The sequence below is a fragment of the Lysobacter silvisoli genome (genome assembly GCF_003382365.1).
GTDB classification, from domain to species: domain Bacteria; phylum Pseudomonadota; class Gammaproteobacteria; order Xanthomonadales; family Xanthomonadaceae; genus Lysobacter; species Lysobacter silvisoli.
Map to the genome: position 1 here is coordinate 2,242,306 of NZ_QTSU01000001.1, position 18,155 is coordinate 2,260,460.

At 70.4% G+C, this 18,155-nt stretch carries 21 protein-coding genes; 14 read left to right on the forward strand and 7 right to left on the reverse strand.

Annotated features, from left to right (window positions below; translation table 11 throughout):
* Positions 1–19: 19 nt before the first annotated feature.
* Together DX914_RS09880 and DX914_RS09885 are read left to right on the forward strand one after the other, a co-directional pair.
* Complete coding sequence (locus DX914_RS09880) at positions 20–436, forward strand: MarR family winged helix-turn-helix transcriptional regulator (RefSeq protein WP_115858807.1); 417 nt, start codon at positions 20–22, stop codon at positions 434–436.
* 43 nt (positions 437–479) lie between these two features.
* A complete protein-coding gene (locus DX914_RS09885) occupies positions 480–875 on the forward strand; it encodes a tautomerase family protein (protein ID WP_115858808.1) in 396 nt (131 codons plus the stop codon).
* 247 nt (positions 876–1,122) lie between these two features.
* Here DX914_RS09885 and hda read toward each other — a convergent pair whose 3' ends face one another.
* The 3 genes from hda to DX914_RS09900 form a co-directional block, all read right to left on the reverse strand.
* On the reverse strand, positions 1,123–1,818 hold the full coding sequence (hda, locus tag DX914_RS09890) for a DnaA regulatory inactivator Hda (RefSeq protein WP_115858809.1): 696 nt from the start codon (positions 1,816–1,818) through the stop codon (positions 1,123–1,125).
* A 38-nt stretch (positions 1,819–1,856) separates the two neighbouring features.
* Positions 1,857–3,014 (reverse strand): AI-2E family transporter, encoded by a 1,158-nt coding sequence (locus DX914_RS09895; RefSeq protein ID WP_115858810.1) that lies wholly within the window; start codon positions 3,012–3,014, stop codon positions 1,857–1,859.
* Between the two features lie 80 nt (positions 3,015–3,094).
* On the reverse strand, positions 3,095–4,168 hold the full coding sequence (locus DX914_RS09900; protein ID WP_115858811.1) for a DUF2066 domain-containing protein: 1,074 nt from the start codon (positions 4,166–4,168) through the stop codon (positions 3,095–3,097).
* 158 nt (positions 4,169–4,326) lie between these two features.
* Here DX914_RS09900 and purM point away from each other — a divergent pair, with 158 nt between their 5' ends.
* From purM to DX914_RS09930, 6 genes are all read left to right on the forward strand, one after another.
* Entirely contained in the window at positions 4,327–5,355 is a 1,029-nt protein-coding gene (gene purM, locus DX914_RS09905) for a phosphoribosylformylglycinamidine cyclo-ligase (RefSeq protein ID WP_425480677.1), read from the forward strand.
* 11 nt (positions 5,356–5,366) lie between these two features.
* Entirely contained in the window at positions 5,367–5,993 is a 627-nt protein-coding gene (locus DX914_RS09910) for a DUF2238 domain-containing protein (protein WP_231118190.1), read from the forward strand.
* Complete coding sequence (locus tag DX914_RS09915; RefSeq protein ID WP_115858813.1) at positions 5,990–6,457, forward strand: hypothetical protein; 468 nt, start codon at positions 5,990–5,992, stop codon at positions 6,455–6,457. The genes DX914_RS09910 and DX914_RS09915 overlap by 4 nt, the downstream gene beginning before the upstream one ends.
* A gap of 75 nt (positions 6,458–6,532) precedes the next feature.
* Entirely contained in the window at positions 6,533–7,198 is a 666-nt protein-coding gene (gene purN / locus DX914_RS09920) for a phosphoribosylglycinamide formyltransferase (protein WP_115858814.1), read from the forward strand.
* 93 nt (positions 7,199–7,291) lie between these two features.
* Positions 7,292–8,011 (forward strand): DUF3108 domain-containing protein, encoded by a 720-nt coding sequence (locus tag DX914_RS09925; RefSeq protein WP_115858815.1) that lies wholly within the window; start codon positions 7,292–7,294, stop codon positions 8,009–8,011.
* Positions 8,011–8,700, forward strand: a complete 690-nt coding sequence (locus DX914_RS09930) for a DUF3108 domain-containing protein (protein ID WP_115858816.1) — start codon at positions 8,011–8,013, stop codon at positions 8,698–8,700. Before DX914_RS09925 ends, DX914_RS09930 begins: the two co-directional genes overlap by 1 nt.
* A gap of 73 nt (positions 8,701–8,773) precedes the next feature.
* Here the strand turns inward: DX914_RS09930 and DX914_RS09935 are convergent, their stop codons facing one another.
* From DX914_RS09935 to DX914_RS09950, 4 genes are all read right to left on the reverse strand, one after another.
* Positions 8,774–9,733: an MBL fold metallo-hydrolase gene (locus DX914_RS09935; RefSeq protein WP_115858817.1), complete on the reverse strand. Its 960-nt coding sequence runs from the start codon at positions 9,731–9,733 to the stop codon at positions 8,774–8,776.
* Positions 9,734–9,899: 166 nt separating this feature from the next.
* Entirely contained in the window at positions 9,900–11,000 is a 1,101-nt protein-coding gene (locus DX914_RS09940) for a hypothetical protein (protein WP_147300645.1), read from the reverse strand.
* A gap of 172 nt (positions 11,001–11,172) precedes the next feature.
* Positions 11,173–12,429, reverse strand: coding sequence for a UDP-N-acetylglucosamine 1-carboxyvinyltransferase (murA, locus tag DX914_RS09945; RefSeq protein ID WP_115858819.1), 1,257 nt, complete (start codon positions 12,427–12,429; stop codon positions 11,173–11,175).
* Positions 12,430–12,482: 53 nt separating this feature from the next.
* Positions 12,483–12,722, reverse strand: a complete 240-nt coding sequence (locus tag DX914_RS09950) for a BolA family protein (protein WP_115858820.1) — start codon at positions 12,720–12,722, stop codon at positions 12,483–12,485.
* 297 nt (positions 12,723–13,019) lie between these two features.
* On the opposite strand from DX914_RS09950, the gene DX914_RS09955 reads away from it, so the two are divergent.
* From DX914_RS09955 to DX914_RS09980, 6 genes are all read left to right on the forward strand, one after another.
* Positions 13,020–14,030 carry a KpsF/GutQ family sugar-phosphate isomerase gene (locus DX914_RS09955; RefSeq protein WP_115858821.1) on the forward strand — a complete coding sequence of 337 codons (1,011 nt, stop codon included), beginning with the start codon at positions 13,020–13,022 and terminating at the stop codon, positions 14,028–14,030.
* 134 nt (positions 14,031–14,164) lie between these two features.
* Complete coding sequence (locus tag DX914_RS09960; RefSeq protein WP_115858822.1) at positions 14,165–14,713, forward strand: KdsC family phosphatase; 549 nt, start codon at positions 14,165–14,167, stop codon at positions 14,711–14,713.
* Entirely contained in the window at positions 14,710–15,273 is a 564-nt protein-coding gene (lptC, locus tag DX914_RS09965; RefSeq protein ID WP_115858823.1) for an LPS export ABC transporter periplasmic protein LptC, read from the forward strand. The genes DX914_RS09960 and lptC overlap by 4 nt, the downstream gene beginning before the upstream one ends.
* The gene (lptA, locus tag DX914_RS09970) at positions 15,254–15,784 is read left to right on the forward strand and encodes a lipopolysaccharide transport periplasmic protein LptA (RefSeq protein WP_115858824.1); all 531 of its coding nucleotides are present in this window, start codon (positions 15,254–15,256) and stop codon (positions 15,782–15,784) included. The genes lptC and lptA overlap by 20 nt, the downstream gene beginning before the upstream one ends.
* Positions 15,784–16,503, forward strand: a complete 720-nt coding sequence (gene lptB / locus DX914_RS09975; RefSeq protein ID WP_115858825.1) for an LPS export ABC transporter ATP-binding protein — start codon at positions 15,784–15,786, stop codon at positions 16,501–16,503. The genes lptA and lptB overlap by 1 nt, the downstream gene beginning before the upstream one ends.
* Positions 16,504–16,602: 99 nt before the next feature.
* Positions 16,603–18,030: an RNA polymerase factor sigma-54 gene (locus DX914_RS09980; RefSeq protein ID WP_115858826.1), complete on the forward strand. Its 1,428-nt coding sequence runs from the start codon at positions 16,603–16,605 to the stop codon at positions 18,028–18,030.
* Positions 18,031–18,155 lie beyond the last annotated feature (125 nt).

An 18,155-nucleotide genomic window follows, 5' to 3' on the forward strand; every position in this document is an offset into this window, starting at 1 on the left:
ATCGACGTAGGCTGCTCTCATGTTCGAAGGCTGCCTCTACTTCAATACCACCGCCCTGGCCCGCCGCCTGGAAAAGGAATGGACGGCCGCGTTCGCGCCGTTCGGCCTGACGCCGCCGCAGGGTTTCATGCTGCGCACGATCCTGGACCGGCCGGGCCTGGCGCCGAACGAACTGGCCGAGGCGCTGGTGATCGCCCGCCCCACCGCGACCCGGCTGCTGGATGGGCTGGAGGCGAAGGGGCTGGTGCTGCGGCGCAGTTCGGCCGAGGACGGTCGCGGCCAGGCCATCGAGCCGACCGCCGAAGCCGTGGCGATCCGCACCGCCCTCAACCAGGCCAGCCAGGCGGTGACCCGCAGGCTCAAGCGCGCGCTGGGCGAGTCCGGTTTCGCCGGCGCCGTCGATGCGGTGCGCGATGCCCGTCTGCGCTTGGATTGATTTTCGTCGCAATAGTTGCATAGCTAACTATAGGAGAACCGCCATGCCGATCCTCAACGTCAAAGTCAGCGCCGTGCGCTCGCCCGACCTGACCCGCCAGATCGCCGATCTGTTGCTGGAACTGACCACCCGCGTGCTGGGCAAGAACCCCGATGTCACCTCGATCCTGGTCGAGTACGTCGATCCGGCCGACTGGGTCGTGGGCGGGAGCACCCTGCTCGAACAGGGCAAGCGCAGCGTCTATTTCGACGTCAAGGTCACCGACGAGACCAACACCAAGCAGGAAAAGGCGCAATACATCCGCGAAGCCTTCGACGGCTTCTCGCGCCTGCTCGGCGACCTGCACGAGGAAAGCTACATCTACGTGCAGGACGTGCGCGCGGCGGCCTATGGCTACGGTGGACGCACGCAGGAGGCGCGTTACCACTTGCCCGACTGAAGCGACGCCACTTCGAAACAGCGCAATCGCGGGCTCACGCCCCTCCCACATAAGGCTGGCGCCGCGCCCGCTCCCTGTAGGAGCGGCGCGAGCCGCGACCACGGCCTATGGCTACCGCGAAGCTCTCGCTTCACGACGGAAACGAGCAAGTCGCGCACGATGCAACCCGAATGCGCGCCGCGAGACCGCCGCAGCGCGGTCGTAGCTTACGCAGCTCCTACCCCTAGGAGGGGCCCCGAATATCGGCCTACTGCAAATCCAGCGTCTGCTTCAGGAACGGCACGGTGATCCGCCGCTGCGCCGCCAGCGATGCGCGGTCCAGCCGGTCCAGCAGCGCGGTCAGCCCGGCCAGATCGCGGTCCACGCGTTTGAGCAGCCAGTCCAGCGCCGCTTCGTCCAGGGCCAGGCCGCGGCGCTGCGCGCGCTGGCGCAGCACTTCGGCGCGGCCGTCGTCGTCCAGTGGCGCCAGGGCGATGCGCGCGCATTGCGACAGGCGCGAGCGCAGGTCGGGCAGGCTCAGAGCCAGGCCGTCGGGCGCGTCGCGGCCGGCGTAGATCACCGCGGCGCCCGCGGCGCGGGCGCGGTTGTGGGCGTCGAACAGCGCGATCTCGTCCTCGCGCGTGCCGGCGATGGCGTCCAGGCCGTCCAGCGCGAGCAGGTCGTTGCCTTCCAGCGCGTCGAGCGCGTCGCGCAGGCGGCCGGCGGCCGCGATCAGCGGCAAATAGGCGGCGCGGCGGCCGGCGGACTCGGCGGCCGCGCAGGCGGCCAGCAGCAGATGGGTCTTGCCCACGCCGGCGGGGCCGGCCAGGTACAGCCAGTCGCCGCCCGGCGTTTCGGCCAGCGCGCGCAATTGCGCGATCGCGCCGGCCGGCGCGGCGACGAAGGTGTCCAGGCGCTGGTCCGGCGGATAGCGCAACGCCAACGGCAACTGTTTCGCGCTCACGATCGCTTGCTCACGGAATCGAACTCACCGCCGCGGACTCACTCGCCCTCGCGCTCCGCCGGGGCGGGCGCAGGCGCGATGTGGCGCTCGGGCTGCAGCAAGATGCCCGAAGGCGTGCCCGCGTACAGGCGGCTGCTGGTGTAACGCTCCTGAGCGTAGCGCAGCAGCACGTTGGCCACCGCCGCCACCGGCAGCGCCAGCAGCATGCCGAGGAAGCCGAACAGCTGGCCGCCGGCGAGCACGGCGAAGATCACCGCCACCGGATGCAGGCCGATGCGGTCGCCGACCAGCTTGGGCGTGAGCCAATACCCTTCGATCAGCTGACCGATGCCGAACACGGTCAGCACGCCGGCCACGTACTTCCAGTCGCCGAACTGCACCAGGGCGGCGATGCTGCCCAGGATGATGCCGCTGGCCGGCCCCAGGTAGGGCACGAAGGTCAGCAGGCCGGCGATCAGGCCGATCAGGATGCCCAGGTCCAGACCCACCGCCCACAGGCCCAGGCCGTACATCACGCCCAGAATCAGCATGACCAGGAACTGGCCGCGCAGGAACGCGCCGAGCACGTCGCTGGACTCGCGCGCCAGGCGGCTCACCGTGTCCAGGTGGTTGCGCGGAATCATCGAGGCCACGCGCGCGACCATCAGATCCCAGTCGCGCAGGAAGAAGAAAGTGATCACCGGCAGCAGGGCGATGTTGGCGACCAGGCCGATCAGGGCGAAGCCCGAGCGCGACAGGTAACCGAGCAAGGTGGTGGCCACGCCGCCGGCGCGCTCCCAGTTGCTGCGCAGCAGCTGGGTGATGTGTTCCAGGTCCAGCCAGGTGGTGAGCTCGAAGCCGGTGCGCAGCTCCACCCACGGCAGCGCGGTGTTCATGAACCAGTCGCGGTAGCTGGGCAGCGAGGCGATCAGGGTGGTGATCTGGCGCTCGATCAGCGGCACCAGGATCAGCAGCACCAGCAACAGCAGCAGCGCCATGGCGGTGAACACCAGGGTCACGGCGACGTTGCGCGAGCGGCCGGCGCGCTCTAGGCGGTCCACCAGCGGGTCGCCCAGCCAGCCCAGCATGGCCGCGACCACGAACGGGGTCAGGATCGGCGCCAGCAGCCACAACAGCCAGCACGCGCCCAGGCCGAGCGCGGCCCATTGCAGGCGGCGCAGGAATTGGGCGATGTCGTGCAGCGGCGTTTGGTCCATGTTCGGCCTCTGGCGTTAAAGGGGATGGCGCGATGGCGGCGGGCGCCTGCGGCTCTGCGCAGGCGCCGGGAGCAGGCCGGTCAGCGCAGCCGGTACACCGGCGGCTGGCCTTCCAGTCCTTCCTGCGCCTCGACTACGTCGCCGCCTTCGGTCATGCGGCGCAGGCCCTGCAGGCCGGAGATCAGGTCCAGGTCGAACTCCACCATCTCGGCGCTGGCGCGCACCGGGGTGATCTTGCGGACCACGGCCAGGCGCTGCAGGTAGCCGGACAGGCGGATGTAGTCGTCGCTGCTGTTGAGGTTGGTGAACGCCACCCGGTACACGCCCGGCGGGCCGGCGGCGCTGCCGCGCTTGGCGTAGCGGCGCATCAGCGCGTCGGCGGCGCCGTCGGCGCCCCCGGCCATGGCGGCGCGGGCGTCGGCCTGTTCGGTGGACCAATTCGACAGCACCTTGCCGCCGTCGACGAAGATCCAGTCGGCCTTCCAGCCGCCCTTGGCCCGGTAGAGCTTGCCGATCAGCTGCATGGGCGGGCTGTAGCGCGCCGAAGCGCGCGCCACCGCGGCGCTGTCGCCGCGCCAGATCGCGCCGACCACGGCCTGTTCGGCCGCGTTGCCGCCGGGCAGGCCCAGGCGGTAGCCGCGCTCGATCGCGCGGTTCAGGGTGGATCGGGCGGCGTTGGCCTGGTTCAGGCCGACCAGGCGCGGGCCGCTGCCGTCGTCGATGGCCAGCCACAGCACCGGCTTGGGGCGCGGGGTCGGCCACACCGGCAGGCCCAGCACCGAGGCCAGGCCGTCGACCTGGGCCTGATCGAAGCTGACCACCAGGGTGGTGCGGTAGGTCGGCGCCCCGGTCGGGCCCACGCCCTCGTCCTGGCGGTAGTCGTAGCCGGCCACGTAGTCCTTGGCCCGACGCAGCTCCTGGCCCACGCCCGGCCGCGACGCCGCGCCGCGGTCGCCGGAGAGCTTGCCCAGCACCTGGGCCAGCGCGCGGGCGAAGCCGGCGTTGCGCTCGGCCTCGCTCTGGCCGTTGACCGGCACCTCGGCCGCGTACACGCCCTCGGCCTTGGCCCGGTCGCCCTCGACGCGCTGGGCGAAGGTGGCGGAGCTCGCCAGCAGCAGCGTTACGGCCAGAAAAACGCGGATTGCGCGAACCATTGCTGTCCCTGATTTGGTGCGTTACGGGGGAAATGGTGCCGCAGCGGGGCCGCAACGTCCATTCGCGGCCCGCCGCACTGGTAAAATGGCGGGCTCAACTCACCTTTGCGCCCGCCGGAGCCGCCGTGACCGCCCACACCCCCGACGCTCCCACTCCTCTGACCTACCGCGACGCCGGCGTCGACATCGACGCGGGCAATGCCCTGGTCGAGCGGATCAAGCCGATGGTCAAGCGCAGCTTCCGCCCCGAGGTCATGGGCGGGCTGGGCGGCTTCGGCGCGCTGTTCGACCTGTCCGGCAAGTACCGCGAGCCGGTGCTGGTCTCGGGCACCGACGGCGTGGGCACCAAGCTCAAGCTGGCCCAGCAGCTGGGCCGCCACGACAGCATCGGCATCGACCTGGTCGGCATGTGCGTGAACGACGTGCTGGTGCAGGGCGCCGAGCCGCTGTTCTTCCTGGACTATTTCGCCACCGGCAAGCTCGACGTGGACACCGCCGCGGCCGTGGTCGGCGGCATCGCCAGCGGCTGCGAGCAGTCCGGCTGCGCCCTGATCGGCGGCGAAACCGCGGAAATGCCCGACATGTACCCGCCGGGCGAGTACGACCTGGCCGGCTTCTGCGTGGCCGCGGTGGAAAAATCGCAGCTGCTCGACGGCAGCAAGGTGCGCGAAGGCGACCTGCTGATCGGCCTGGCCTCCAGCGGCCCGCACTCCAACGGCTATTCGCTGATCCGCCGCATCTACGACCGCGCCGGCCGCCCGGCCGACGCCGACGTGGGCGGGGTCAAGCTCATCGATGCGCTGATGGCGCCCACCCGCCTGTACGTGAAGCCGGTGCTGGAACTGCTGCGCGCGAACGGCGGCGAGCACCCGCTGCACGCCATGGCCCACGTCACCGGCGGCGGCCTGACCGAGAACATCATCCGCGTGGTGCCCGACGGCCTGGGCCTGGACATCGACGCCGCGTCCTGGACCCTGCCGCCGGTGTTCCAGTGGCTGCAGCGCGAAGGCGCGGTCAGCGACGAGGAAATGTGGCGCACCTTCAACTGCGGCATCGGCTTCGTGCTGATCGTCGCGCCCGAGGACGCCGCGACTATCGAATCCGAACTGCAGCGCCTGGCGCTGGAGCACTGGCGCATCGGCCGCGTGGTCGCGCGCGCCGGCGACGAACGCGTGCATATCGCCTGAGCGCCGCACGCGTGACGGCAACGCCGGCGCGGCTCAATGGGCTCCAACGCGGGGCCCTGGGCGTCGTGCTGGCGGTATTCGCGCTGACCTGGATCGCGCCGCAGCACCCGTTCGAACAAGGCATGCACAGCGTGCTGACCGTGGTCGGCCTGCTATGGCTGTGGAGCCACCACCGGCGCTGGCCCATCGGCGACGCGCACTTCGTCGCGATCTGCGTGTTCATGCTCGCGCACTGCATCGCCGCGCGCTGGCTGTATTCCTACGTGCCTTACGACCGCTGGATCCAAACGCTGACCGGCGGCTGGTCGCTGGACCAGGCCATGGGCTGGCAGCGCAACCACTTCGACCGGCTGATCCATTTCCTCTATGGCGCCTGCTTCGCGCCGGCGCTGCGCGAATACTTCCGCCAGCGCTGGCCGGCGCTGTCGCCGCGCCAGGCCTTCGCCCTGGCGGTGGCCGCGATCATGTGCTCCAGCCTGGTCTACGAATGGCTGGAATGGGCGATCGCGCTGACCCTGTCGCCGCAGGACGCGGAGTCCTACAACGGCCAGCAGGGCGATATCTGGGACGCGCACATGGACATGTTCCTGGCCACCCTGGGCGCGCTGCTGGCCTGGCCGCGGCGGCGCGGCGCATGAACGATCACGCTCCCCCCCTGCAGGATTTCGAACATCGCGTCGCCGCGGTGGATTGGAACGCGTATGCGCGGCCGCCCTGGAGCGATGCCGCGCAACTGCGCGCCGCGCTGTCCACCGCCCTGCACGCCGACGGCCGCAGCGGCGTGGAGCGCGCCTACGGCGCCCTGCTCAACGCCGTGGGCAACAACCACGCCGGCACCTACTGGCCGGTGGCGGTGCCGTTGCTGCCGTGGCTGGGCGAACTGATGGCCCACGGCTCGATCTGGTCGCGCCGCGCCGCGCTGGAGGTGTTCGTCGACCTGGCGGGCTCGTTCGAACCCGAGCGCGGCCACGAACAAGCCGCGCCGGAGCTGGCGCGCCAGGCCTGGGCCCTGCGCCCGCGGCTGGAGGCCATCGCCGCGGGCAACGACGAGGACACCGCCACCGCCCTGCTCGGCCTGCTGGGTCTGACCCCGCCGGATTGAACGCGGCAGGAACAAAGCCGGCCCGCACCGCGGCGATCGCCTAAAATGCGCGACCGCTCCCGAACCCGCGCCCGCATGCCGTCACCGCCCTCCCGCATCGCCGTGCTCGCCTCCGGGCGCGGCAGCAATCTGCAGGCGGTGCTGGACGCCATCGCCGCCGGCCAGCTGCACGCGCAGGTGGTGGGCGTGTTTTCCGACAAACCCGGCTCGGCCGCGCTGCAGCGCGTGCCCGAGCCGCTGCGCTGGAGCGCCGTGCCCGCGCGCTACCCCAGCCGCGCCGACTACGACGCCGCCCTCACCGACGCCGTGGCCGCGAGCGCGCCGGACTGGGTGCTGTGCGCGGGTTACATGCGCATCCTCAGCGACGGCTTCGTCCAGCGCTTCCGCGGCCGCGTGCTCAACATCCACCCCTCGCTGCTGCCCAAGCACCGCGGCCTGCACACGCATGCGCGCGCGCTCGAGGACGGCGACGCCGAACACGGCGCCAGCGTGCATTTCGTGATTCCCGAGCTCGACGCCGGCGCGGTGATCGCGCAGGCGGCGGTGCCGGTGCAGGCCGGCGACACCGCCGAGACCCTGGGCGCGCGCGTACTTTCGGTGGAACACCCGCTGCTCCTGGCCACACTGCGCCTGGCCGTGACGGGCCGGATTACTGAACAGGGCGCAACCGCGGCCCTGGACGGTCATGCCTTATTTACTCCGCTGCGTTTAGATTCCGCCGGAAATTTGCCGCCCCTGTGAACCCTTCGCGGGCGTGCGCGGTCCAAACCCGCGACCCACCCGTCATCCGGCCCGTCCACCGATCCGCGACGCCTTCGCGCCCCGAGCCCCCCCATGAAGTCACCGCTGTCCCTGTTTGCGGCCGTCCTGCTCGGCGCGCTGCTGCCCGGCCGCGCGGCCGCGCTGGAGCCGTTCGTGGCCGACTATCAGGTCTACAACGGCGGCAAGGCGCTGGGCGACGCGACCATGCAGGTGCTGCCCTCCAGCGGCGCCGGACGCTGGCGCATCGACCTGGATATCCGTGCCGAGCGCGGCATGATGGGCCTGGCCGGCGCCGCTGCGCAGCAGAGCACGGTGTTCGATCTGGTCGGCGACGCGTACCGCCCGCTGAGCCAGGCGCTGGTGCGCAAAGTGGTGTTCAGCAAGCGCCAGGTCATCGGCACCTACGACTGGAACGCGCGCAGCGCGCGCTGGACCGGCGACCTCAAGGACACCCGCAAGCAGCCCATCGCATTGCAGGACGGCGACATGAGCGGCCTGCTGATCAACCTGGCGGTGATCCGCGATGCCCAGCCCGGCAAGACCCTGAACTACCGCTTCGTCGACGGCGGCCGCGCGCGCCCGCACCAGTACCTGGTGGCGCAGGAGCTGGAAAGCGTGAAGGTCGGCGACATGTCCTTCAACGCCATGCGTGTAAACCGGGTGCAGAGCGGCAACGAAGAGACCGTGATCTGGGTCGTGGACGGCGTGCCGACCCCCGTGCGCATCCTGCAGCGCGAAAACGGTCAAGATACCTACGACCTGCGCCTGGTCGAATACAAAGGAGTCCCGTAATGGCCACCTCCCCCTCGCTGCGACTCTCGCCCTGGCTGCTGGCCGGCGCCCTGGTCGCCACCAGCCTGCCGGCCGCCGCGGTCAAGCCGTTCAGCGCCGACTACGTGGCCAGCTACATGGGCATGCAGGGCAACGGCCGCATGACCCTGACCGCGGCCGGCCCCGGCCGCTGGAAGTACAGCCTGGACGTGACCAGCCCGCTGGCCAACCTGAGCCAGTCCACCGTGTTCGAGGAGAAGGACGGTCAGTGGCGGCCGCTGTCGGGCAGCGATTCCAGCAAGGTCCTGACCCGCAAGCAGGTCAAGAACGCCACCTACGACTGGGGCCGCGGCGTGGCCACCTGGACCGGCGACGTCAAGCCCGAGCGCGCGGGCCCGATCCCGCTCAAGGCCGGCGACCTCGACGCCCTGCTGATCAACCTGGCCCTGGTGCGCGACGCCGGCGCCGGCAAGACCCTGAGCTACCGCATGGTCGAGGACGGCCGGGTCAAGCAGCTCACCTACACCAACGCCGGCAAGGAAACCATCGACGTGGGCGGCAAGTCGCAGACCGCGACCAAGCTGGTCAGTTCCAACGGCGACAAGCAGACCATCGCCTGGGTCGTCGACGGCATGCCGGTGCCCGCGCGCATCCTGCAGCGCGATAAGGGCCAGGACGCGATCGACCTGCGCGTGCGCGGCACGCGCTGATCGTCTTACCCGCCAGCCGCGCATAGCGGCGGCCTCACCGCCCCGTCGCAGCCTCGCGACGGGGCGATTCGAATCACTGCTCCGGCACCCAGACGAAGCCCTCGCCTTCGGCCTTGACCTGGCCCAGGCCCGGGAACGGGAAGTGCACCGAGTACAGACGCAGCTTGCCGTCGGCGGCGCGCTGCAACAGGGTGCGGCGGCTGGCCTGCGCCAGCGGCGCGTCGCCGTCGTACTGGATGGTCCATTCCGGGCGCTGCACCGAGATCACGTGGTGGTGCGCGGTGTCGCCGATGTAGAGCAGGTGCTGATCGCCCGACGCGATGTCGTAGGCGCTGTGGCCGGCGGTGTGGCCGTTCACCGGCACCGCGGTGACCACGCCCGGCAGGATCGCCGCGCCCGGTTCGAACGCCGCGACTTTGGGCTGGATCGCCGCGACCAGCGCCGCCGCGTCCTTGTCGGCCTGCAGCGCCTTCCACTCCGGCGCCGACAGGTGGATCGTGGCGTTGGGGAACGCGAGCTGGCCCTTCGCCAGCAAGCCGCCGACATGATCGCCGTGCGCATGCGAGATGAAGATATCGGTGACCTGCGCCGGCTCCACGCCGGCCGCGCGCAGCGACGCGGGCAGGCGCCCGGCGCGCGCGAACGAGGCATCGGCCGCGCCGGTGTCGAACAGCAACACCTGCGCACCGCTGCGCACCAGCAAGGGCTGGATGCTCAGGTGCAGCACGCCGCTGGGTTGGCCGGCGGCGGTCAGCAGCGCGGCCACGTCGGTCGTGGGACGGCCGATGGCGAAGGTCTTGCCGTCGTTGGCCACGTCGATGTCGCCGTCCTTCAACGCGAAGGCCTCGAGCGAGCCGATGCGGAAGCGGTGGACGTCGGCGTTGACGGCTTGCTCGGCGGGAGCGGCGGCAGTCGCGGCGGGCGCGGCCGATCCCGGCGTGGCGGTCGCGGCCGGCTGCGGCTGCTTGCAACCGGCGAGCACGGCGGCGGCCAGGACGGTCGCGGTCAGAACGGACAAACGGGTGCGGGTCATGGCGTCGGTCTCGAAAGGGGGCGCGGGGCCGGGAGTCGGACAACGGCGGAGGGGCCGGCGACGGCATGGTAAGGCCGCAGGCACGGGTTGGATGATGCACGCGCGGCAAAACTGCGTTGCGCGCGCGCCGCGGTTCCGCCTGCCTTGCGTCGTGGAATGGCCTCGCTTAGCCCGCCAACAGCGGAATCGCGGCCTTGGCCGACCACACGCCTTGGCGCCGCCCTAGTTGGGCGTAGCGCCCCAGCCCGTAATCGATCCGATAGCCGTCGTGCTGCGGCAGTTCGGTCAGTTCGAACTGTTCCGCCGGCAAGGCCGCCACCGCGCCGCGCGGCTCGTCGTAGCGGCCGATCTGGAAACGAGGCTCCCTCCAGTCCTGGCTCGCACTGCAATAACCGTCGACCAAAGCGACCAAGGCGCCGTGCTTGACGGCGGTCGAGGGATCGACGATGGACATGCCGCAGGACGCGATCACTTGCAGGTCCGCCGCGGGGATGTTCGGGCCCAGCACCCGCCCCAGATAATTCATGTCGTTGCGCAGCGTCTGTTGCGCGTGGTCCAAACCCAGTTCGAAGCCCTGGGTCAGGCCGTCCCAGTTGACCAGGTTGTCCAGGCCCTGCCCCAGGTCCAGCGTGTAGCGATACCCCAGGCTCTGGTCGGCGTCGGCACGGCGCGAGTCGGACGCGCCCGGTTGCGGGCGGTAGCGCTTTTCCAGCAGCACGTAGGGCACCGCCGCATCCCTCTGCGCACGCGCGCCGCGCAGCACCAAGGCGGTGTTGAGCAGGCTCGCCTGCGCAGCGTCGGCCGCCGGCACCGCCGAGCACAGGCTGCCGGCCACCACCAGCCAATCCTGGAACAAAGGGGACCTGCCGATCGCGTCATACAAGGCCTCGGCCAGCCGGTAGCGCGCGTCTTCGGCGTATCCGCCGAAGCCCGAATCGGTGGCCGACGACGCCGCTTGCGCGCCTTTGCGAAACGCGAGTTCCGGCGCCATGAACAACTTCAAGATTTGCGCATCGCTCATGCCCTCGCGGCTGGCTTGGGTCTGCGCGGTCCAATACAGCACGTTGACCAGACGCTGCGCACGCGCCTGCAGGTCTGGGTCCGGCAACGAGACCAAGGGCGCGCCGCCCATGGGAATCGGCTTGCCCGGCGGAGCCGCGTAGTAAGTGGGCAGCATCCAGGCGAACGGCAGCAGCTTCCGATATGCGCCGCGGCCGCCGCCGCGCGCTAGCGATTCCAAGTCCATGTCCTCTCCGCTGATAGTCATGCGCAACGCATCGCGCCGGCCGGGTCGCGGGCGGGCGATGGGCGCCATGCAGTCGTTCCCCAACCACCATCCCTACGCGGACGGACGATAGCACCGAAGCCATGGCCGTACGCCGCCCACAAAAAAGCCCCGCCGTAGCGGGGCCGGAATTCGTCGGGCGCGAGCGATCGCCTCAACCGATACGGCGGATCTTCGCTCCCAGCTTCGACAGCTTGGCTTCGATGTTCTCGTAGCCGCGATCCAGGTGATAAATACGATCGATCAGCGTTTCGCCCTGCGCCACCAACCCGGCCAGGATCAGCGAGGCCGAAGCGCGAAGATCGGTCGCCATCACCGGCGCGCCGCTGAGCTTGCCCACGCCGCGCACCACCGCGGTGTGGCCGTCGACGCGGATGTCGGCGCCCAGGCGCAGCAGTTCGTTGACGTGCATGAAGCGGTTTTCGAAGATGGTTTCGTTGATCACGCCGGCGCCTTCGGCGATGCAGTTGAGCGCCATGAACTGCGCCTGCATGTCGGTGGGGAAGGCCGGGTACGGGGCGGTGGTCAGGTCCACCGAGCGCGGGCGGCGGCCGCCCATGTCCAGGGTGATGCGCTCGCCGTCGACTTCGATCTGGGCGCCGGCGTCGCGCAGCTTGTCCAGCACCGCGTCCAGGGTGTCGGCGCGGCTGCGGGTGGTGGTGACGCGGCCGCCGGTCATGGCGGCGGCGACCAGGAAGGTGCCGGTTTCGATGCGGTCGGGCAGCACGTCGTGGCTGCCGCCGTGCAGGCGTTCGACGCCGTGCACGACGATGCGGCCGCTGCCGGCATGCTCGATGCGCGCGCCCATGGCGTTGAGGCAGTCGGCCAGGTCCACCACTTCGGGTTCCATGGCCGCGTTCTCGAGCACGCTGGTGCCTTCGGCCAGGACCGCGGCCATGAGCACGTTCTCGGTGCCGGTCACGCTGACCACGTCGAAGACGAAGCGCGCGCCCTTCAGGCGGCCGTCGCGATGGGCCTTGATGTAGCCGTTCTCGACCGAGATCTGCGCGCCCAGCGCCTGCAGGCCCTTGATGTGCTGGTCGACCGGACGCGAGCCGATCGCGCAGCCGCCGGGCAGCGAGACTTCGGCCTGGCCGTACTTGGCCAGCAGCGGGCCCAGCACCAGCACCGAAGCGCGCATGGTCTTGACCAGCTCGTAGGGCGCGACGTGGCTGTGCACGGTCGTGGGATCGACGGTGACGGTATCGCCGTCGGTGACCACGCCGGCGCCGAGTTCGCCCAGCAGCTTGGCGGTGGTGACCACGTCGTGCAGGTGCGGCACGTTGCGGATGGTCACCGGCCCGTCGGCCAGCAGGGTCGCGCACAGGATGGGGAGCACGGCGTTCTTGGCGCCGGAAATCTGGACTTCGCCGTTCAGAGCGACGCCGCCCTCGACCACGATCTTCTGCATGGGGAGCCGGTTATGAAATGGGGTGAAAGAGCGAAGGAAACGACCGTGCCGGATCAGGCCCGGGCCGCGGCCTCTTCGGGGGTCAGGGTCTTCAGCGCCAGGGCGTGGATCTCGCCGCCCATGCGTTCGCCCAGGGTGGCGTAGACCAGGCGGTGGCGGGCCAGCGGCAGCTTGCCGCGAAAGGCCTCGGCCACCACGGTGGCTTCGAAGTGCACGCCGTCGTCGCCGCGCACGTCGGCGCGGGCACCGGGCAGGCCCTGTTCGATCAAGGATTGGATGGTCTGGGGATTCACTTCAACGGCGGCCTGGACGAGCGGAAAGGAACGGCAGCGCGGCGGACGCGGCGGACCGCGCATGCCGCGGACGGGCCGCGGGGAGAGGGGCGCCACGGGCGCGGGGCCCCGCCCTGAATGGGCATTCAGCGGTCGAACCGCATAGAATTCGTGGATTAGCCTAGCGGAAAGCCCCGCCGTCCGGAATGGCGGCCGTGGGAACGAGCCGTCCCGCCGCGCGCGTTTGTCGGATAGCGTAGGCCCCAGGGCCGGCCGCGACCGGCCGCCGCCCCACCCCTCCAGCCCCAGCCGATGCCGATGCCCCCTTCCTCCGCGGCCCCCGCCCCGTCCACCGCTGCCGGCCCCGGCCTGGCCGCCAGCGGCCGCCGCGTGTTCGAGATCGAGGGCCAGGCGCTGGCGGCGGTGGCCGCGCGCATCGACGGCGACTTCACCGCCGCCTGCCGGCTGATGCTGGCCTGCACCGGCCGCGTGGTCTGCACCGGCATGGGCAAGTCCGGCCACGTGGCGCGCAAGATCGCCGCGACCCTGGCCTCCACCGGCACCCCGGCCTTCTACGTGCACCCTGGCGAAGCCGCGCACGGCGACCTGGGCATGATCACCGACGCCGATGTGGTGCTGGCGCTGTCGTACTCGGGCGAGAGCGACGAGATCCTGTTGCTGCTGCCGGTGCTGCGCCGCCAGGGCAACCAGCTGATCGCGATGACCGGCCGGCCGCAGTCCTCGCTGGGCCGCGAAGCCGACGTGCACCTGGACGTGAGCGTGCCGGCCGAGGCCTGCCCGCTGGCGCTGGCGCCGACCTCCAGCACCACCGCCTCGCTGGCCATGGGCGACGCGCTGGCGGTGGCGCTGCTGGAAGCGCGCGGCTTCACCGCCGACGACTTCGCCCGCTCGCACCCGGCCGGCGCGCTGGGCCGGCGCCTGCTGCTGCACATCACCGACATCATGCACGCCGGCGACGACGTGCCGCGCGTGCGCGCCGACGCCAGCGTCAGCGAGGCACTGGTGGAAATGAGCCGCAAGCGCCTGGGCATGACCGCGGTAGTCGGCGAGCGCGGCGAGCTGCTGGGCCTGTACACCGACGGCGACCTGCGCCGCACCCTGGACGATCCGGGCGTGGACCTGCGCGGCACCCGCATCGTCGAGGTCATGACCCGCGCGCCCAAGACCATCGGCGCCGACGCGCTGGCGGTGGAAGCCGCGCAGTTGATGGAGACGCACAAGATCAGCGGCCTGCTGGTGTTGGACGCTGAACAGCGCGTGGTCGGCGCCTTGAACATTCACGATTTGTTGCGTGCACGAGTGGTTTAACGGCAGCAGTTAGCGGATAGAAGTTAGGAGTTAGCCCCAGCCGGCGTCCTCGCCCGCGCAGGCCTACGACGCCCCCACCCCGTACGCACCCGCTCTGTCTAACTACTAACTCCTATCCTCTAACGCCTAGCTCCATGCCCTACAGCCACCTCAACGACTACCCCGCCGAAGTCCGCGAACGCGCCGCCCGGATCCGGCTGGCCTGTTTCGACGTGGACGGCACGCTGACCGACGGCCGCCTGATCTTCGACAGCGAAGGCCGCGAGCTCAAGGCCTTCCACGTGCTCGACGGCCAGGGCCTGGTGCTGTTGCGCAAATCGGGCATCGCCCTGGCCTTCGTCACCGCGCGCGCCAGCGCCGTGGCCGAGCGCCGCGCCGCCGAACTGGGCGCGCAGGCCTACACCAGCGTGGCCGACAAGCTGGCCTGCGTGAGCGAGCTCGCCGCCGGCCTGGGCATGGGCCTGGACGAAGTGGCCTTCATGGGCGACGACTTGCCGGACCTGAAAGTGCTGTCGCGCGTGGGCCTGGCGGTGGCGCCGGCCAACGCGCATGCCTGGGTGCGCGAACGCGTGCACTGGCGCACCGCCGCGGCCGGCGGCGCCGGCGCCGCGCGCGAACTGTGCGACCTGATCCTGGGCGCGCAGGGCCATGCCGAGCGGCTGCTGGCGCAGGTGCTCGAATGAACTGGCGCGGCCTGATCATGGCGTTCCTGCTGCTGGGCGCGCTGGCCAGCGGCTGGGCGCTGTGGTCGCAACGCAACAAGGACCGCGGCACGCCCACCGACCGCGGCCGCCCGGACTATGTGCTCAACGATTTCCGCGTGGTGGTGCTGGACAAGCAGGGCAAGGAATCCTTCACCCTGGCCGCGCCCAAGCTGGTGCGCGACCCCAGCGTGAAAACCATGGACGTCGACACGCCGACCTTCTCGATTCCGGCCAAAGACGGCAGCGGCGGCCCCTGGTCGGTGCGTTCCAGCACCGCCTGGGTCAGCCCCAAGGCCGACGAGGTGCGCCTGCTCGGCGCGGTCAAGGCCGACAGCACCAATGCCGAAGGCCGGCCGATCACCATCACCACCGAGCGGTTGAACGTGTTCCCGGATGCGAACAAGGCCACCTCGGACGTGCCGGTTACCCTGGTCCAGCCGGGCACTATAATGAACGGCTCGGGACTGCAAGCCGATCTCGAAACCAAGAACGTCAACATCCCCAACGTCAAGGTCCGCTATGAAGCGAAAGCCCGCTAATTTGCTGGCGCTGTGCCTGGCCGCCGCGCTGCTGGCGCCGGTCGCCGCCGTGCATGCGCGCTCCTCGGACCGCAACCAGCCCATGGACGTCGGCGCCGACCACAGCAACTGCTCGGTCAACACCGACACCGGCCCCTGCCTGCTCACCGGCAACGTCAAGATCGTGCAGGGCACGCTGGTCATCAACGCCGCCAAGGCCGACATCAAGCGCTCCAACGGCGATATCAGTTACGTGACCCTGACCGGTTCGCAGGTGACCTTGAAGCAGGAAATGGACGACGGCTCGCCGTTCGCCGGCCGCGCCAACAAGGTCGACTACGACATGCCCAAGGACATCATCGTCCTGACCGGCAACGCCTACGTCGACAAGGCCGGCGACACCATCAAGAGCGATCGCATCGTCTACAACATGAAGTCCGGCCAGATCGAAAGCGGCGGCACCGGCGGCCGCGTCAACCTGCGCCTGCAGCCCAAGAGCAAGCCCGCCGCGCCGGCCAAGGGAGGCCGTTGATGCTGGTCGCCCGCGGTCTGCGCAAGGCTTACCGCGCCCGCGAAGTGGTGCGCGATTTCGGGCTCACGCTGGACGCCGGCGAAGTGGTCGGCCTGCTCGGCCCCAACGGCGCCGGCAAGACCACCTGCTTCTACATGATCGTGGGCCTGGTGCCCGCCGACGCCGGGCAGATCCTGCTCGACGGCAAGGACATCACCGCCGATCCCATGTATGCCCGCGCCAAGTACGGCGTGGGCTATCTGCCGCAGGAACCCTCGGTGTTCCGCAAGCTCACCGTGGCCGACAACCTGCGCCTGGTGCTGGAACTGCGCGATGACCTGGACCGCAAGGGCCGCGAGCGCGAACTGGCCAGCCTGATGGACGAGTTGCAGGTCGCGCACGTGGCCGACCAGCTCGGCGCCAGCCTGTCCGGCGGCGAACGCCGCCGGGTCGAGATCGCGCGCGCCCTGGCGGCGCGGCCGCGGCTGATGCTGCTGGACGAACCCTTCGCCGGTGTCGACCCCATTTCGGTCGGCGAAATCCAGAGAATCGTGCGCCACCTCAAGAATCGCGGCATCGGCGTGCTGATTACCGACCATAACGTGCGCGAGACCTTGGGCATTTGCGACCGGGCGTATATCCTCAACGACGGCGGCGTGCTCGCGCAGGGGGCTCCGGACGCGCTGCTGGCAAATCCCGACGTCCGTCGCGTATACCTGGGCGAAACCTTCCGCCTGTAACCTGTGTTCGATAGCACGTAGGTTCCAGGCGCGATTCAGCGGTTCGCCTGGCCTGCGCTTGCGGCCGCCCGCCCTGTCAGGTCGCGTTAGACACCGAACATGAAGCCCCGCCTCCAAGCCTCGCTAGGACAACAGCTGGTGATGACGCCGCAACTGCGGCAGGCCATCCGCTTGCTGCAATTGTCCGCGGTGGAATTGGAGGCCGAGCTGGTCACCGCGGTGGAAAGCAATCCGCTGCTGGACTGGACCGAAACCGCGATCAGCGTGGGCAACGGCAGCGGCGAGGAACACGGCAGCGCGCCCGAATCCTCCGGCGAAGACCGCGAGCCGCTGCCGCCGGAGGCCGAATGGGGCGCCAACGACGGCGAGCCCTGGTACCAGCGCATCGGCCCGTCCGATCACGACGACGACACCCCGGTGGCCGAACAGGTCGCCGACGCCGACACCCTGCACGACCATCTGCTGTGGCAGTTGCACCTGAGCCCGCTGACCGCGCGCGACCGCCTGATCGGCGTGGCCCTGATCGAGGCCATCGACGACGACGGCTACCTGCGCGAACCGCTGGACGCGATCGCCGCCTCGCTGGGCCCGGCCATCGACGCCGGCGAGGACGAGCTGACCACGGTGCTGCACCAGATCCAGCGCTACGACCCGGTCGGGGTCGGCGCGCGTTCGCTGGGCGAGTGCCTGCGCCTGCAGCTGAGCCAGCTGCCCGCCGAGACGCCCGGCCGCGAGCTGGCCTCGCGCCTGGCCAACGGCCCGCTGGAGCGCCTGCCCAAGATCGGCGCGGCCGGCCTGGCCGCGGAACTCAAGCTGGACGTGGCCGAGGTCGAAACCGCGGTGCAGCTGCTGCGCTCGCTGGACCCGCGCCCCGGCGCGCAGATCGGCGCGATCGCCACCGATACCTATGTGACGCCCGACGTGGTGATCTGGCGCCAGCACGGCCTGTGGCGGGTGGCGCTGGCCGACGGCATGCGCCCGCGCATCGCCATCCACCGCGGCTACGAAGGCATGATCCGCCACGCCAGCGCCTCCGACGCCAGCTATCTGCGCGGGCATCTGCAAGAGGCGCGCTGGCTGCTCAAGAGCCTGGAAGCGCGCGGCGACACCTTGCTCAAGGTGGCGCGCTGCCTGCTCAAGCAGCAGGCCGCGTTCCTGGAGTTCGGCGACAGCGCGCTGCGCCCGCTGACCCTGCGCGAGGTCGCCAACGAAATCGGCCTGCACGAATCCACGGTCTCGCGCGCGATCTCGCGCAAGTACGCGCGCACCCCGCGCGGCACCGTGCCGCTGCGCGCGTTCTTCGCCTCGGGCATCGACACCGGCGCCGGCGGCGAGGCCTCCAGCACCGCGATCCAGGCCATGATCCGGCGCCTGATCGAGGCCGAGAACCCGCGCAAGCCGCTGTCGGACGCGCGCCTGGCCGAAACCCTGAAGGCCACCGGCGTGCCGGTGGCGCGCCGCACCGTGGCCAAGTACCGCGAGGCGATGAGCATTCCGTCGTCGCAGGATCGGGTGCGAATCGGCTAAGGCCTTGGGCGCGCAGCCCCTGAGCCAACCCGTCAGTCCGGCGAAAGCCGGAACCCATGTTGACGTCGCTTGTCGACGGCGGCGGCCGAGAGAGCAGGAGCAAACTGGGTTCCGGCTTTCGCCGG

Bases quoted from the DNA above. Each gene is read 5' to 3' on its own strand.
- DX914_RS09900 (WP_115858811.1), bottom strand. From the start codon at position 4,168: ATGGTTCGCGCAATCCGCGTTTTTCTGGCCGTAACGCTGCTGCTGGCG.
- murA (WP_115858819.1), bottom strand. From the start codon at position 12,429: ATGCAGAAGATCGTGGTCGAGGGCGGCGTCGCTCTGAACGGCGAAGTC.
- DX914_RS09955 (WP_115858821.1), top strand. From the start codon at position 13,020: ATGCCCCCTTCCTCCGCGGCCCCCGCCCCGTCCACCGCTGCCGGCCCC.
- DX914_RS09940 (WP_147300645.1), bottom strand. From the start codon at position 11,000: ATGACTATCAGCGGAGAGGACATGGACTTGGAATCGCTAGCGCGCGGC.
- DX914_RS09935 (WP_115858817.1), bottom strand. From the start codon at position 9,733: ATGACCCGCACCCGTTTGTCCGTTCTGACCGCGACCGTCCTGGCCGCC.
- purN (WP_115858814.1), top strand. From the start codon at position 6,533: ATGCCGTCACCGCCCTCCCGCATCGCCGTGCTCGCCTCCGGGCGCGGC.
- lptC (WP_115858823.1), top strand. From the start codon at position 14,710: ATGAACTGGCGCGGCCTGATCATGGCGTTCCTGCTGCTGGGCGCGCTG.
- lptA (WP_115858824.1), top strand. From the start codon at position 15,254: ATGAAGCGAAAGCCCGCTAATTTGCTGGCGCTGTGCCTGGCCGCCGCG.
- DX914_RS09930 (WP_115858816.1), top strand. From the start codon at position 8,011: ATGGCCACCTCCCCCTCGCTGCGACTCTCGCCCTGGCTGCTGGCCGGC.
- DX914_RS09880 (WP_115858807.1), top strand. From the start codon at position 20: ATGTTCGAAGGCTGCCTCTACTTCAATACCACCGCCCTGGCCCGCCGC.
- DX914_RS09960 (WP_115858822.1), top strand. From the start codon at position 14,165: ATGCCCTACAGCCACCTCAACGACTACCCCGCCGAAGTCCGCGAACGC.
- DX914_RS09915 (WP_115858813.1), top strand. From the start codon at position 5,990: ATGAACGATCACGCTCCCCCCCTGCAGGATTTCGAACATCGCGTCGCC.
- DX914_RS09895 (WP_115858810.1), bottom strand. From the start codon at position 3,014: ATGGACCAAACGCCGCTGCACGACATCGCCCAATTCCTGCGCCGCCTG.
- DX914_RS09980 (WP_115858826.1), top strand. From the start codon at position 16,603: ATGAAGCCCCGCCTCCAAGCCTCGCTAGGACAACAGCTGGTGATGACG.
- DX914_RS09925 (WP_115858815.1), top strand. From the start codon at position 7,292: ATGAAGTCACCGCTGTCCCTGTTTGCGGCCGTCCTGCTCGGCGCGCTG.
- lptB (WP_115858825.1), top strand. From the start codon at position 15,784: ATGCTGGTCGCCCGCGGTCTGCGCAAGGCTTACCGCGCCCGCGAAGTG.
- DX914_RS09885 (WP_115858808.1), top strand. From the start codon at position 480: ATGCCGATCCTCAACGTCAAAGTCAGCGCCGTGCGCTCGCCCGACCTG.